Source organism: Pseudomonas monsensis (assembly GCF_014268495.2).
Classification (GTDB): Bacteria; Pseudomonadota; Gammaproteobacteria; order Pseudomonadales; family Pseudomonadaceae; genus Aquipseudomonas; species Aquipseudomonas monsensis.
This window is the reverse complement of sequence record NZ_CP077087.1, coordinates 2,150,958-2,165,134: the sequence shown is the minus strand read 5'-3', so window position 1 is coordinate 2,165,134 and position 14,177 is coordinate 2,150,958. Positions and strand designations below refer to the sequence as shown.

The window sequence follows — 14,177 nt, the reverse complement described above, 5'->3', positions numbered from 1 at the left end:
CCGTTGGCATTTGTTACGAGGCTGTTTTAATGCCGCTGTCCAACATCCGCATCATCCATCAGGACGCCGCCGTACTGGTGGTCGACAAACCGACCTTGCTGCTCTCGGTGCCCGGCCGCGCCGACGACAACAAGGACTGCCTGATTACCCGCCTGCAGGAAAACGGCTACCCGGAAGCGCGCATCGTCCATCGCCTGGACTGGGAAACTTCCGGCATCATTCTGCTGGCGCGTGACGCCGACACGCATCGCGAACTGTCGCGGCAGTTTCACGACCGCGAAACCGAAAAGGCCTACACCGCCCTGGCCTGGGGTCAACCGGAACTCGACAGCGGCAGCATCGACCTGCCATTGCGCTACGACCCACCGACCAAACCGCGTCATGTGGTTGATCACGAGTTCGGCAAACACGCGCTGACCTTCTGGCGCGTGCTGGAACGCTGCGGCGACTGGTGTCGCGTCGAGCTGACGCCGATCACTGGGCGTTCGCATCAATTGCGCGTGCACATGCTGTCGATCGGGCACCCGTTGCTCGGTGATGGCCTCTACGCCCACGAGCAGGCGCTGGCGGCATGGCCACGGCTGTGCCTGCACGCGAGCATGCTCAGCTTCACCCATCCGCAAACCGGCGAACGCCTGCGTTTCGAGTGCCCGGCGCCGTTCTGACCAACACCGCAGCCCCCTTGTAGGAGTGAGCCTGCTCACTCCTACAAGGATCCGGTGCAGATTCAATTCCCTGGCCGATGCGTTAAACTCCCGCCCATTGCTGTCTGGAGCTTCTTATGCGCGAAGAGTTGAACCAAGGTCTGATCGACTTCCTCAAGGCCTCCCCTACCCCGTTCCACGCCACCGCCAGCCTTGTTCAGCGTCTGGAGGCCGCCGGTTACGTGCGCCTCGACGAGCGTGAGCCGTGGAACACCGAGGCCAACGGCCGCTATTACGTCACCCGTAACGACTCCTCGATCGTCGCGATCAAAATGGGCCGCAACTCGCCGCTGTATGACGGTATCCGTCTGGTCGGCGCCCACACCGACAGCCCGTGCCTGCGGGTCAAGCCGCAACCGGAACTGCAACGTCAGGGCTTCTGGCAACTGGGCGTCGAAGTCTACGGCGGCGCACTGCTGGCACCATGGTTCGACCGCGACCTGTCGCTGGCCGGCCGCGTGACCTTCCGCCGCGACGGCAAGGTCGAGAGCCAGTTGATCGACTTCAAGGCACCGATCGCGATCATTCCCAATCTGGCCATTCACCTCAACCGTGAAGCCAACCAGGGCTGGGCGATCAACGCACAGACCGAACTGCCGCCGATCCTCGCGCAGTTCGCCGGTGACGAGCGTGTGGATTTCCGCGCCGTGCTGACTGATCAACTGGCCCGCGAACACGGCCTCAACGCCGACGTGGTGCTCGATTACGAGCTGAGCTTCTACGACACGCAAAGTGCCGCGGTGATCGGCCTGAACGGTGACTTCATCGCCGGTGCCCGTCTGGATAACCTGCTGTCCTGCTACGCCGGCCTGCAGGCCCTGCTGACCGCCGACACCGAAGAAACCTGCGTGCTGGTGTGCAACGACCACGAAGAAGTCGGTTCCTGCTCGGCCTGTGGCGCCGACGGCCCGATGCTCGAGCAAACCCTGCGCCGTCTGCTGCCGGAAGGTGACGAGTTCGTCCGCACCATCCAGAAATCCCTGCTGGTGTCGGCGGACAATGCCCACGGCGTGCACCCGAACTACTCGGAAAAGCATGACGCCAATCACGGCCCGAAACTCAACGCCGGTCCGGTGATCAAGGTCAACAGTAACCAGCGCTACGCCACCAACAGCGAAACCGCCGGTTTCTTCCGCCACCTGTGCATGGCCGAAGAAGTCCCGGTGCAGAGCTTCGTCGTGCGCAGCGACATGGGCTGCGGCTCGACCATCGGCCCGATCACCGCCAGCCACCTGGGCGTGCGCACGGTCGACATCGGCCTGCCGACCTTCGCCATGCACTCGATCCGCGAACTGTGCGGCAGCCATGACCTGGCGCACCTGGTCAAAGTCCTGAGCGCGTTCTACGCCTCCCGCGACTTGCCGTAAGCCCCTGCTGTGTGGCGAGGGAGCTTGCTCCCTCGCCACACGATCAGCGCAAAACCGGCTCTATTCTGATACACATCAGCCCGGTGCAGCGAAAACCGACCTAGACTTGAATCATTCCTTTCGACAAGGCAGTCACCATGATCTCGATGTCTTCATTCCACGCCATGCTCGTGCCCATCCTCACCGGGATGATCATGCTGGCCATCGGCTTCAACTTCCGCGACAAGAATGCTGGCGTCTTTGCCATGTGGGTCGGCATGCTGACGATCCTCGCCACCGTGGTCTACAAGATCCTCGCCAAACTCAACGAATAAATCCGCGCCCGGCTCGCATTGATAATGACGGGCTCGTACACTCCAGCGAATCCGCCCCTTGCGAGGTTGACCGCCTAGTGTTTGCTCGTCTTTTTGCTTTGCCCTGCCTGTTCCTCGTTTGCCTGATGACGCTGCTGCCGCTGGCGCCGGCCCATGCGGTCGGCCTGCCCGGTCTGCTCAACACCAGCAAAGCCCAGCCCGAAGCGCAGGAACCCCTCGGCCAGTCCCTCGACGAAGTCATCAAGTCGCTGGAAAACGACAAGCAACGCGCGCAACTGCTGACCGATCTGAAGAAGCTGCGCGACGCCACCAAAAAAGCCCAGGCCAGCCCCGAAGAAGGCGTGCTGGGCCTGATCGGCGGCACCCTGGCCAGTTTCGAAAAACAGTTCACCGGTGCCGACAGCCCACTGACTCGCTGGGGTAACGAGTTCGACCTGGCCAAGGACGAACTCGACAACCTGATGTTGCCGGCCAGTGAATGGCTGCCGATCATCTTCGCCTTCGCCGTGATCCTGATGGTCTGGAGCCTGCTCGCCGCTGCGCTGATCTGGCTCGGTCACCGGGTGCGCATGCGCTTTGGTCTGACCGAAGAACTGCCCCAGCACCCCAGGGCTCTCGACATGCTGCGCTTTGCCCTGCGCAAGCTCGGGCCGTGGCTGATTGCACTGGTCATCACCGTCTACATGAGCTACGCGCTGCCATCTTCATTGGGCAAAAGCCTGGCGATGGTGCTGGCCTATGCCCTGGTGGTCGGCACCTGTTTCTCGGCGATCTGCGTGATCGCGTTTTCGCTGCTCGACGGCCCGCACCGGCACCGGGCGCTGTACATCCTGCGCCATCAGGCCTTCCGCCCGCTGTGGCTGATCGGCAGCTTCGCCGCGTTTGGTGAAGCGCTGAACGACCCGCGCCTGGTGGACAGCCTCGGCGTGCACCTGGCGCACACCACCGCGACCATTACCAATGTCCTCGCGGCGCTGTTCACCGGCCTGTTCATCCTGCGTTTCCGTCGGCCGATCGCGCACCTGATTCGCAACCAGCCGTTGTCACGGCGCCTGACCCGCCGGGCGCTGAGCGACACCATCGAAATCCTCGGCACCTTCTGGTATGTGCCGGCGCTGGTGCTGGTCGGCATCTCGCTGTTCGCCACCTTCGTCTCCGCCGGCGACACCAGCACCGCCTTGCGCCAGTCGCTGATCTGCACCGTGCTGCTGGTCATGTGCATGGTGATCAACGGCCTCGTGCGCCGGCATTCACTGAAACCGCAGCGCGGGCCGAAACGCCATGCGCTTTACTCGGAACGCCTGAAAAGCTTCTTCTACACCCTGGCGCATCTGTTGGTGTGGCTGGCCTTCATCGAACTTGGCCTGCGCGTCTGGGGCAAATCGCTGATCGGCTTCACCGAGGGCGAAGGGCATGACGTCAGCGTCAAATTGTTCAGTCTGATCGGCACGCTGATTTTCTCCTGGCTGATCTGGATCCTCGCCGACACCGCCGTGCACCACGCCCTCACCCGCTCGCGCAAAGGCCTGGCGAATGCCCGCGCACAGACGATGATGCCGCTGATCCGCAACGTGCTGTTCGTGGCGATTTTCATCATTGCGCTGATCGTCGCCTTGGCGAACATGGGCATGAACGTCACGCCGCTGCTGGCCGGTGCCGGTGTGATCGGTCTGGCCATCGGCTTCGGTGCACAGTCGCTGGTCGCCGACCTGATCACCGGTCTGTTCATCATCATTGAAGACTCGCTGGCGATCGACGACTACGTCGACGTCGGCGGCCACCTCGGCACCGTCGAAGGCCTGACCATCCGCACCGTGCGCCTGCGCGACATCGACGGCATCGTCCACACCATCCCGTTCAGCGAAATCAAAAGCATCAAGAACTACTCCCGGGAATTCGGCTACGCGATTTTCCGCGTGGCGGTGCCGTACAACATGGAAATCGACGACGCGATCAAACTGATGCGCGAAGTCGGCCAGAAAATGCGCACCGATCCCCTGCAGCGGCGCAACATCTGGTCGCCACTGGAAATCCAGGGCGTGGAAAGCTTCGAGTCCGGCAGCGCGATCCTGCGCGCCCGCTTCAAGACCGCGCCGATCAAACAATGGGAAGTTTCCCGGGCGTTCAACCTGTCACTCAAACGCCACCTCGACGAGGCCGGCCTGGACCTGGCAACGCCGCGCATGAGCGTGCAAGTGATCACCGCCGGCGGTGGCCAGCCCAAGGAATAGCACTTGGGCGCGAGGTGCGGGTCACAGGCATGGAAGCCAGAACAACAATAACCAAGGAGAAACCCGATGCAGCTCACCCGCCTGACCCAAGCCCTTCTACTCAGCCTTGTCGCCGGCCACGCCGCTGCCGCCACCCTGGACAGCAGCCGCGAACACATAGCCGCGCAGGCCAAGGCCCTTGAACCGGAACTGCTGGAAACCCGCCGCGACCTCCACGCCCACCCGGAACTCGGCAACAGCGAAAAACGCACCTCGGAGCTGGTCGCCAAACAGCTCAAGGCGCTGGGCCTGGAAGTCAAAACCAACGTCGCCCGCACCGGCGTGGTCGCCGTCCTCAAAGGCGCCCTGCCCGGCCCGACCGTGGCCCTGCGCGCCGATATGGACGCACTGCCGGTCAAGGAAGTCGCCAACCTGCCGTTCGCCTCGCAAGCCAAAGGCACCTATCTGGACAAAGAAGTCGACGTGATGCACGCCTGCGGCCACGACGCCCACACTGCGATCCTGCTGAGTACAGCGAAAATTCTTACAGGCATGCGCGACACCTTGCCCGGCACCGTGGTGTTCTATTTCCAGCCCGCCGAAGAGGGCCCGAGCGACTTCATCCCCGACGGCAAAAACACCTGGGGCGCGAAAATGATGGTCGAGGAAGGCGTGATGAAATCACCGAAACCCGACGCCGTGTTCGGCCTGCACGTCTGGGCCGGCGTCCCCGCCGGCCAGATCGCCTACCGCCCGGGCGCCACCCTCGCCAGCTCCGACGACCTGCGCATCAAAATCCTCGGCAAACAAACCCACGCCGGCCGCCCCTGGGACGGCATCGACCCGATCACCGTCGGCGCGCAAACCATCGTCGGCCTGCAAACCGTGGTCAGCCGCCGCACCGACATCTCGTCCTATCCGTCAGTCGTGAGCATCGGCACCATCAACGGCGGCACCCGCTACAACATCATTCCCGAATCCGTCGACATGAGCGGCACCATTCGCTCGTACGACTACGGCATCCGCCAGAAACTGCACGCAGACGTGCGCCAGACCATCGAAAAAATCGCCGAAAGCGGCGGCGCGAAAGCCGACGTGACCATCATCGAAAAATATGACCCCACGATTAACAACCCGGCACTGACGGAGAAAATGCTGCCGACGTTGAAATGGGCAGCCAAGGATGACGTGGTGAATGCACCGCTGGTGGGGGGCGCGGAAGACTTCTCGTTCTTTGCCAAGGAAGTGCCGGGGCTGTTCGTGTTTCTCGGGGTGACACCGCGGGATCAGGACATGAGCAAAGCCGCGCCGAATCACAATCCGGGGTTCTTTGTGGATGAGTCGGCGCTGGTGGTGGGCGTGAGGACGATGGCGTCGTTGGCGACGGATTATTTGTATGCCAATGCGGGGGCAGGCAAGTAGGTTTGAGGTGACTGTGGGGGCGCTTTCGCGAGCAGGCTCGCTCCCACATTTGGACCGTGTGCAGCCTGCCAGAAATTGGTCGGCTGTCAGGCCGCCATCGCTGGCAAGCCAGCTCCCACAGGGATTGAGTTCACCGTTAGATATTCGTATCGCTTCGGCTTCTCACCACTCAACACAATGAGCGTTAGCTCGAGTACCGCTTTTGATCTTGATCCACGGGCGACATCGGAAGGCTGAGTGGAGGGATTGATCCGGGGGGTGGGAGCGCAGCGACCGTTTGGCGCAGCCAAACACAGCGAGTGGAGGTGCAGCGAAGCAAACCGTAGGCGCTGCGCCCGGATCGTTCCCGGAGCGAAGGAACCCCGAGCTTTAGCGAGCGGGCCGGACGTAGGAGCAAGCCTTTTTGGTTACTTTTTCGGCGTCTGGAAAAAGTGACCCGCCGTAAGGGCGGAACCCTAATCAGCAACACCCGAAGCAACGGATATGCCCCCAAAACGATCAAACCACATCAACCGATACGTGAATCGCATCATGCCGCCAAAACTCCAGATCACAATCAATCAACCGCTCATGCTGATCATAATTGACCCGAGCAATCCTCAACCCCGGGCTCCCGACAGAAACACGCAACGCCGCCGCTGCATCCACCGACAATGAAGTCGGCACAATCTCGAACCGCACCCGCCCATAGTGCAAATCGTAATGCCGCGCATACAACTCGGTGATCGACTGATTCAAATCAAACCCCAGAATCCCCGGGAAAAACTGCGGATTCAGATAGTGCTCCACATACAACACCAGCCGCCCGTCAATCCGCCGTGACCGGCAAATCTGAATCACGCTGGACAGCGCCGGCAACTGCAACCACTCACACACCGCCGCCGACGCCGGTTGCAGGCGCGCCGAAATCACCTCGGTCGACGGCACCCGCCCCTGCGCACTGACCATCGCGTGAAAGTGACTGCGCTGCATCAGGTTGTACGCCAGGCGCGGCGGCGAAACGAACCAGCCACGCCGCTCCTCACGATAAATCTGCCCTTGCGCCTCCAGTTGCAACAACGCCTCGCGCACCGTAATCCGCGTCGTACCAAACAACTCACTGAGCTTGCGCTCGGCCGGCAACTTGCTGCCGGGCGCGAGAAGTCCGTGGTCGAGTTGCTCCTGCAACACCTGACCAATGGCTGTCACCGCTTTTGTTGCCTCATCGCGCATCAACGTTACCTATCTGGACTAGACCAGCACTGTTTCGGGGCAAAACCTGGCGGCCAATGAACCGTTTCCGCGTGTGGAAAGCCTAGGCAGTGCAGATGACCGAAAGATGACAAAGCTGCCGAACGGTCGTACTCACGGCTTGCAATACATCGGCCAAGTCCCTTGCCGGCCGGGCCTTTGAGCCTGGTCTACGCTTACGGGGCAGTCACCGATCAAGCGCAATTAAAACGCCTGAAGCAGGGCCGCCGACATCAAAGTGTCATCCAGCCCCCTTAAATTGGCTCAGGTATTGCTGACCTAGACCAACACAAACCGCAATCGCAGCGTTGAACACGACCAAGGAGCTTCGGAATGAAACAGCTTTTCCTGGCAACACTGTTAGGCTCGACCATTGCAATGTGCACCGCCGCCATGGCGGCCGACACCGACCTCAAAACCCTCGAAGCCGCTGCGAAAGCGGAAGGCGCCGTCAACAGCGTCGGCATGCCCGATGACTGGGCCAACTGGAAAGGCACCTGGGAAGACCTGGCCAAGACCTACGGCCTGAAACACATCGACACCGACATGAGCTCGGCCCAGGAAATCGCCAAGTTCGCCGCTGAAAAGGACAACGCCACCGCCGACATCGGCGACGTCGGTGCCGCCTTCGGCCCGATCGCGGTCAAGCAAGGCGTGGTGCAACCGTACAAGCCAAGCACCTGGGAGCAGATTCCGGCATGGGCCAAGGACAAGGACGGCAACTGGGCGCTGGCCTACACCGGCACCATCGCCTTCATCGTCAACAAAAAGCTGCTGCACGGCTCCGAAGTACCGACCAAATGGGCTGACCTCAAGGGCGGCAAATACAAGGTTTCGATCGGTGACGTGAGCACCGCCGCGCAAGCCGCCAACGGTGTACTGGCCGCGGCCCTGGCCAACGGCGGCGACGAGAAGAACCTCCAGCCGGCCCTGCTGCTGTTTGCAGACATCGCCAAGCAGGGTCGCCTGTCGATGGCCAACCCGACCATCGCCACCATGGAAAAAGGCGAGATCGAAGTCGGTGTGGTCTGGGACTTCAACGGCCTGAGCTACAAGGCCAAGATGGCCAACCCGGATGACTACGTGGTGCTGATCCCGTCCGACGGCTCGGTGATCTCCGGCTACACCACCATCATCAACAAGTACGCGAAAAACCCGAACGCCGCCAAGCTGACCCGCGAATACATCTTCAGCGACGCCGGCCAGACCAACCTGGCGCGCGGCAACGCCCGTCCGATCCGCGCCGAGCACCTGCAACTGCCGGAAGACGTGAAAGCCAAGCTGCTGCCGAACGAGCAGTACAAGAAGGTCACGCCGATCAAGGACGCCGACGCGTGGGAAAAAACCTCCAAGGCCCTGCCGCAGAAGTGGAACGAAGAAGTCATCGTCGAGATGAAGTGATGGCTTGACCCACTGTTTGATCCGACAAAGATTCCTGTGGGAGCGAGCTTGCTCGCGAATGCGGTTATTCATTCAGCATTGATGATGGCTGACATGACGCCTTCGCGAGCAAGCTCGCTCCCACAAGGGATTGAGTTGATTCCGGAATATTTGAATTTCGCGGAGTTGTTGCCCCTATGAAACACAACGTCATCCTTGTCGTGCTCGACGGCCTCAACTACGAGGTCGCACGTCACGCCATGGGGCATCTGCAGGCTTATGTTGGCGCAGGACGCGCCGCGCTCTACCAGTTGGAGTGCGAGCTGCCGGCCCTGTCCCGACCGCTTTACGAATGCATCCTCACCGGCGTACCGCCAATCGACAGCGGTATTGTCCACAACGATGTCTCGCGCCTGTCCAACCAGCGCAGCATCTACCACTACGCCCGCGACGCCGGCCTGAAGACCGCCGCTGCGGCCTATCACTGGGTCAGCGAGCTGTACAACCGCTCGCCATTCGTGGCCGCCCGCGACCGTCACACCGACGATCCGGCGCTGCCGATCCAGCACGGACATTTCTACTGGAATGACCACTATCCGGATTCACACCTGTTCGCCGACGCGGAAAACCTGCGCCTGCGCCATGCGCCGAACTTCCTGCTGATCCACCCGATGAACATCGACGATGCCGGCCACAAGCACGGCCTCGACACCCCGCAATACCGCAACAGCGCCCGCTTCGCCGACATCATCCTGGCCGACTACCTGCAAGGCTGGCTCGATGCCGGCTATCAAGTGCTGGTGACTGCCGACCACGGCATGAACAACGACCGCTCGCACAACGGCCTGCTGCCGGAAGAACGCCAAGTGCCGCTGTTCGTCCTTGGTAACGCCTTCAGCCTCAACACTGACGCCGCACCGAAACAGATCGACATTTGCGGCACGGTCTGCGAACTGCTCGGCGTGCCCCACGACAAACCTGTGTGCCGGGAGCTGCTCAAGTGAATGCCATGACTCGCGGCAAATGGCTCGCGGCCCTGTGCCTGGTGCCCTTCGCCCTGTTCTTTATCGTGTTCGAAATCGCCCCGCTGGTCTGGGTGATGATCAACAGCCTGCAGTCGGAAGAGTTCGGCTGGGGCTTCGCCAACTTCAGCAAGATCTTCAGCTCGAAGTTCTATTTGCAGGCGATCCAGTACAGCCTCGAGATCAGCTTCTGGTCGAGCGTGTTCGGCATCATCATCGCCGTGCTCGGTGCGTATTCCCTGCGCCGGGTCGATTCGAAACTGCGCAACTTCGTGAATGCCTTCGCCAACATGACCAGCAACTTCGCCGGCGTGCCCCTGGCCTTTGCGTTCATCATTCTGCTCGGGTTCAACGGCAGCATCACCCTCATGCTCAAGCAGGCCGGAATCATCGAGGATTTCAACCTGTACTCGAAAACCGGCCTGATCATCCTCTACACCTATTTCCAGATCCCGCTCGGCGTGCTGCTGCTCTACCCGGCCTTCGACGCCCTGCGTGAAGACTGGCGCGAATCCGCCGCGCTGCTCGGCGCCAACGGCTGGCAGTTCTGGCGCCACATCGGCTTGCCGGTACTGACCCCGGCCCTGCTCGGCACCTTCGTGATCCTGCTGGCCAACGCCCTCGGCGCCTACGCCACGGTGTACGCGTTGACCACCGGCAACTTCAACGTGCTGCCGATCCGCATCGCGGCGATGGTCTCCGGCGACATTTCGCTGGACCCGAACCTGGCCAGCGCGCTGGCCGTGGTGCTGGTAGCGCTGATGACCATCGTCACCGTCGTGCATCAACTGCTGTTGAAGAGGAGCTACCATGTCTCGCGCTGAATCCGGCCCGGCCGGCGTCTACCACCGCGTCGTGGTTTATCTGCTGTTCGCGATCCTGTTGCTGCCGCTGGCAGGCACGCTGATCTACTCGATCGCCAGCAGCTGGTCGGCGACCATCCTGCCCAGCGGCTTCACCTTCAAGTGGTACCTGCAGTTGTGGAGCGATCCACGCTTCCTGCACGCTTTCGGCCAATCGTTGCTGGTGTGCGTCGGCGCGTTGGTGCTGTCGGTGGTGCTGATTCTGCCGCTATTGTTCGTGGTGCATTACCACTTCCCGAAACTCGATGCGCTGATGAACATCCTGATCCTGCTGCCCTTCGCAGTGCCGCCGGTGGTGTCGTCGGTGGGGCTGTTGCAGCTCTACGGTTCCGGACCGCTGGCGATGGTCGGCACGCCATGGATCCTGATCGGTTGCTACTTCACCGTGGCGCTGCCGTTCATGTACCGCGCGATCACCAACAACCTGCAGGCGATCAACCTGCGCGACCTGATGGACGCCGCACAACTGCTCGGCGCCAGCACCTTTCAGGCGGCCTTCCTGGTGGTGCTGCCGAACCTGCGCAAAGGTCTGATGGTCGCGTTGCTGTTGTCGTTCTCGTTCCTGTTCGGTGAATTCGTGTTCGCCAACATCCTCGTCGGCACACGCTACGAAACCCTGCAGGTGTACCTCAACAACATGCGCAACAGCAGCGGTCACTTCACCAGTGCGCTGGTGATCTCGTATTTCTTTTTCGTGCTGGTCCTGACCTGGATCGCCAACATCTTGAACAAGGACAAAAGCGAATGAGCTATGTCAGCGTCCAGAACCTGAAGAAAAACTACGCGGGCACCACGGTGTTCAGCGACATCAATTGCGAAATCAACAAGGGCGAATTCGTCACCCTGCTCGGCCCGTCGGGTTGCGGCAAGTCCACGCTGCTGCGCTGCATTGCCGGCCTGACGTCGGTGGATGGCGGCAAGATCCTCCTTGATAACGTCGACATCGTGCCACTGAGCCCGCAAAAACGCGGGATCGGCATGGTGTTCCAGAGCTACGCGCTATTCCCCAACATGACCGTCGAGCAGAACGTTGCCTTCGGTCTGCGCATGCAGAAGGTCAATGCCGACGACAGCCATAAACGCGTTGCCGAAGTGTTGAGACTGGTTGAACTGCACGACTTCGCCAGCCGCTATCCGCACCAGCTCTCCGGCGGTCAGTGCCAACGTGTCGCCCTCGCCCGTTCGCTGGTGACCCGCCCGCGTTTACTGCTGCTGGATGAGCCGCTGTCGGCCCTTGATGCACGAATTCGTAAACACCTGCGTGAACAGATCCGCCAGATCCAGCGCGAACTCGGCCTGACCACAATCTTCGTCACCCACGATCAGGAAGAAGCGCTGACCATGTCTGACCGGATTTTCCTGATGAACCAAGGGAAAATCGTCCAGAGCGGCGACGCCGAAACCCTGTACACCGCGCCGGTCGATCTGTTCGCCGCCGGCTTCATCGGCAACTACAACCTGCTCGACGCCGACAGTGCCTCGAAACTGCTGCAACGGCCGATCAACCACCGCATCGCGATTCGCCCGGAAGCCATCGAATTGAGCCTCAACGGCGAACTGGATGCGCAGATCCGCAGCCACAGCCTGCTCGGCAACGTCATCCGCTACCGGGTCGAGGCGCGCGGCGTGGAACTGGTGGTGGACGTGCTCAACCGCTCGGCGGCGGATCTGCACCCCGACGGTCAGCGCCTGGCGCTTTCCATCGATCCGACAGCCCTGTGTGAAGTCGCTTGAAAGCAGCTGCAAGCTTCGAGCTACAAGCCTCAAGCTGTAGACTGCGGCGAACCTGATTCCCATTCTTGCAGCTCGAAGCAAGTAGCTCGCAGCTGTTCTCGGAGAGAACCGATGGCTTTGGCAATTTTTGATCTGGACGAAACCCTGATCCACGGCGACTGCGCCACCCTCTGGAGCGAACAGATGGGTCGCCTGGGCTGGGTCGATCCCGAGTCGTTCATGCGCAAGAACAACGAACTGATGGACGCCTACAGCCATGGCAAATTGCGCATGGAAGAGTACATGGCGTTCAGCCTCGAGCCGCTGATCGGTCGCCCCCCGGAAGAGGTCGAACATCTGGTCGGTCCGTGGGTGGAAGACTTCATCGAACCGATCATCTTCAGCGACGCGACCAAAACCATTGCCGCCCATCGCAAGGCCGGCGACCGGATCCTGGTGATCTCGGCCTCGGGCACGCACCTGGTCAAACCGATTGCCGAACGTCTGGGCATCGACGAGATTCTGGGCATCGAACTGGACGTCGCCCATGGCGTTTACAGCGGTCAGACCGTCGGCACCCTGACCTACCGCGAAGGCAAGATCACCCGCTTGCTGGAATGGCTGGATGCCGAGGAAGAGAACCTCGAGGGCGCAAGCTTCTACTCCGACTCACGCAATGATCTGCCGTTGCTGCTGAAGGTGGATTTCCCGCACGTGGTCAATCCGGATCCGGTGTTGCTGGAGCATGCCGAAAAGGCCGGTTGGCCGATCCATCTGTGGAAATGACAAAGATTTAATCTGCACAGGCAGGCTGATATTCCAAACCTGAGTTCGACCCGATGCATCAGGTCGATCTAGCCCAGCAGAACAACCCGGTCAGTCCCCTCTCCCTATGGGAGAGGGTTAGGGTGAGGGGCTTTTCCCTGCTGTCAGCTCAGACTTTCGTCAATCACCAACACCAATTTCCCGGAAACCGTATTACTCGCTAACTCCGCAAACGCCGCCTCGGCATCCTTCACCGGGAAAGCCTTGGCCAACTGCGGACTCAAGCGCCCCTCTGCAAACAACGGCCACACCTGCTGGCCCAGATCACTCAACAAATCCGCCTTGAACTGATCATCGCGACTGCGCAACGTCGAGCCCAGCAGTTGCACACGCTTGGCCAAGACCTGCGCCAGATCCAGTTTTGCCTCACGGCCGCCCATCAAACCGATCAATACCCAGCGTCCATCCAGCGCCATCAGCTTGAGGTTGAGCGCCGAGTAGTTGCCCCCTACCGGATCGAGAATCACATCGAACGGGCCGAAATCGCGCAGGCTTTCCAGATCGTCGGTACGCACGACCCCGCCCTGGGCCCCCAGCGCCTCACAGTAAGCCAGCCGCTCGGCAGAACCGACGCTGACCCAGCACGGATTGCCAAAGGCTTTGCACAGCTGAATGGCGGCTGAACCGATTCCACTGGCGCCAGCGTGCAAGAGAACTTTCTCACCCGGCTTGAGCGCCGCAAGTTGAAACACATTCAGCCAGACTGTTGCATAAACCTCAGGCAATGCGGCGGCCTCGATCAACGACACGCCTTCGGGCACGGGCAGCACATGCCGTCCGTCGACGACCACCTCTTCGGCCATCCCGCCCCCGGCCAACAAGGCGCAAACCCGATCGCCGACCTGCCACGAACTGCCCGCGCCGACCTCGCTGATCACCCCCGAGCACTCAAGGCCGAGCACTTGGCTGGCGCCAGGCGGTGGCGGATAGAGCCCGGCTTTTTGTAATAAATCGGCGCGATTGAGGCCGGCTGCTGCCACGCGGATGCGGACTTGTCCTACATCACATGTAGGACTCGGCTCTTCAACCCATGCCACTTGACCTTCAACGCCTTGCAATGCCTTCACAGTGCCTCCATAGTGAGTCTGGACTGAGCCCGAAGCTGTAGCGCCGGGCTTTTTGCATTA

General features: G+C 61.2%; 13 protein-coding genes. 11 read left to right on the top strand and 2 right to left on the bottom strand.

Annotated features, from left to right (window positions below):
* Positions 1–29 precede the first annotated feature (29 nt).
* The 5 genes from HV782_RS09495 (at position 30) to HV782_RS09475 (ending at position 6,017) form a co-directional block, all read left to right on the top strand.
* Entirely contained in the window at positions 30–665 is a 636-nt protein-coding gene (locus tag HV782_RS09495; RefSeq protein WP_007960625.1) for an RluA family pseudouridine synthase, read from the top strand.
* Between the two features lie 116 nt (positions 666–781).
* Positions 782–2,071, top strand: a complete 1,290-nt coding sequence (locus HV782_RS09490) for a M18 family aminopeptidase (protein WP_123467421.1) — start codon at positions 782–784, stop codon at positions 2,069–2,071.
* Positions 2,072–2,208: 137 nt separating this feature from the next.
* On the top strand, positions 2,209–2,385 hold the full coding sequence (locus HV782_RS09485) for a hypothetical protein (RefSeq protein WP_177490707.1): 177 nt from the start codon (positions 2,209–2,211) through the stop codon (positions 2,383–2,385).
* A gap of 77 nt (positions 2,386–2,462) precedes the next feature.
* A complete protein-coding gene (locus tag HV782_RS09480) occupies positions 2,463–4,616 on the top strand; it encodes a mechanosensitive ion channel family protein (RefSeq protein ID WP_123467423.1) in 2,154 nt (717 codons plus the stop codon).
* Between the two features lie 66 nt (positions 4,617–4,682).
* Positions 4,683–6,017, top strand: a complete 1,335-nt coding sequence (locus HV782_RS09475) for an amidohydrolase (RefSeq protein ID WP_186747518.1) — start codon at positions 4,683–4,685, stop codon at positions 6,015–6,017.
* 498 nt (positions 6,018–6,515) lie between these two features.
* On the opposite strand, the gene HV782_RS09470 is transcribed toward HV782_RS09475, so the two are convergent.
* Entirely contained in the window at positions 6,516–7,229 is a 714-nt protein-coding gene (locus HV782_RS09470; RefSeq protein ID WP_123467427.1) for a UTRA domain-containing protein, read from the bottom strand.
* A gap of 351 nt (positions 7,230–7,580) precedes the next feature.
* Between HV782_RS09470 and HV782_RS09465 the strand changes: the two genes are divergently transcribed.
* The 6 genes from HV782_RS09465 to HV782_RS09440 all read left to right on the top strand — a co-directional run bounded on the left by HV782_RS09465 (position 7,581) and on the right by HV782_RS09440 (position 13,011).
* Positions 7,581–8,648, top strand: coding sequence for an ABC transporter substrate-binding protein (locus tag HV782_RS09465; protein ID WP_123467429.1), 1,068 nt, complete (start codon positions 7,581–7,583; stop codon positions 8,646–8,648).
* A gap of 176 nt (positions 8,649–8,824) precedes the next feature.
* Entirely contained in the window at positions 8,825–9,631 is an 807-nt protein-coding gene (locus tag HV782_RS09460; protein WP_123467431.1) for an alkaline phosphatase family protein, read from the top strand.
* 5 nt (positions 9,632–9,636) lie between these two features.
* Positions 9,637–10,473, top strand: a complete 837-nt coding sequence (locus HV782_RS09455; RefSeq protein WP_177490697.1) for an ABC transporter permease — start codon at positions 9,637–9,639, stop codon at positions 10,471–10,473.
* Entirely contained in the window at positions 10,460–11,260 is an 801-nt protein-coding gene (locus tag HV782_RS09450) for an ABC transporter permease (RefSeq protein ID WP_186747516.1), read from the top strand. Before HV782_RS09455 ends, HV782_RS09450 begins: the two co-directional genes overlap by 14 nt.
* Positions 11,257–12,246, top strand: coding sequence for an ABC transporter ATP-binding protein (locus HV782_RS09445; protein WP_186747513.1), 990 nt, complete (start codon positions 11,257–11,259; stop codon positions 12,244–12,246). Before HV782_RS09450 ends, HV782_RS09445 begins: the two co-directional genes overlap by 4 nt.
* 111 nt (positions 12,247–12,357) lie before the next feature.
* Positions 12,358–13,011 carry an HAD family hydrolase gene (locus tag HV782_RS09440; protein WP_128616332.1) on the top strand — a complete coding sequence of 218 codons (654 nt, stop codon included), beginning with the start codon at positions 12,358–12,360 and terminating at the stop codon, positions 13,009–13,011.
* Positions 13,012–13,154: 143 nt separating this feature from the next.
* Here HV782_RS09440 and HV782_RS09435 read toward each other — a convergent pair whose 3' ends face one another.
* Positions 13,155–14,117 carry a zinc-binding dehydrogenase gene (locus HV782_RS09435; protein ID WP_123467439.1) on the bottom strand — a complete coding sequence of 321 codons (963 nt, stop codon included), beginning with the start codon at positions 14,115–14,117 and terminating at the stop codon, positions 13,155–13,157.
* Positions 14,118–14,177: the final 60 nt, after the last annotated feature.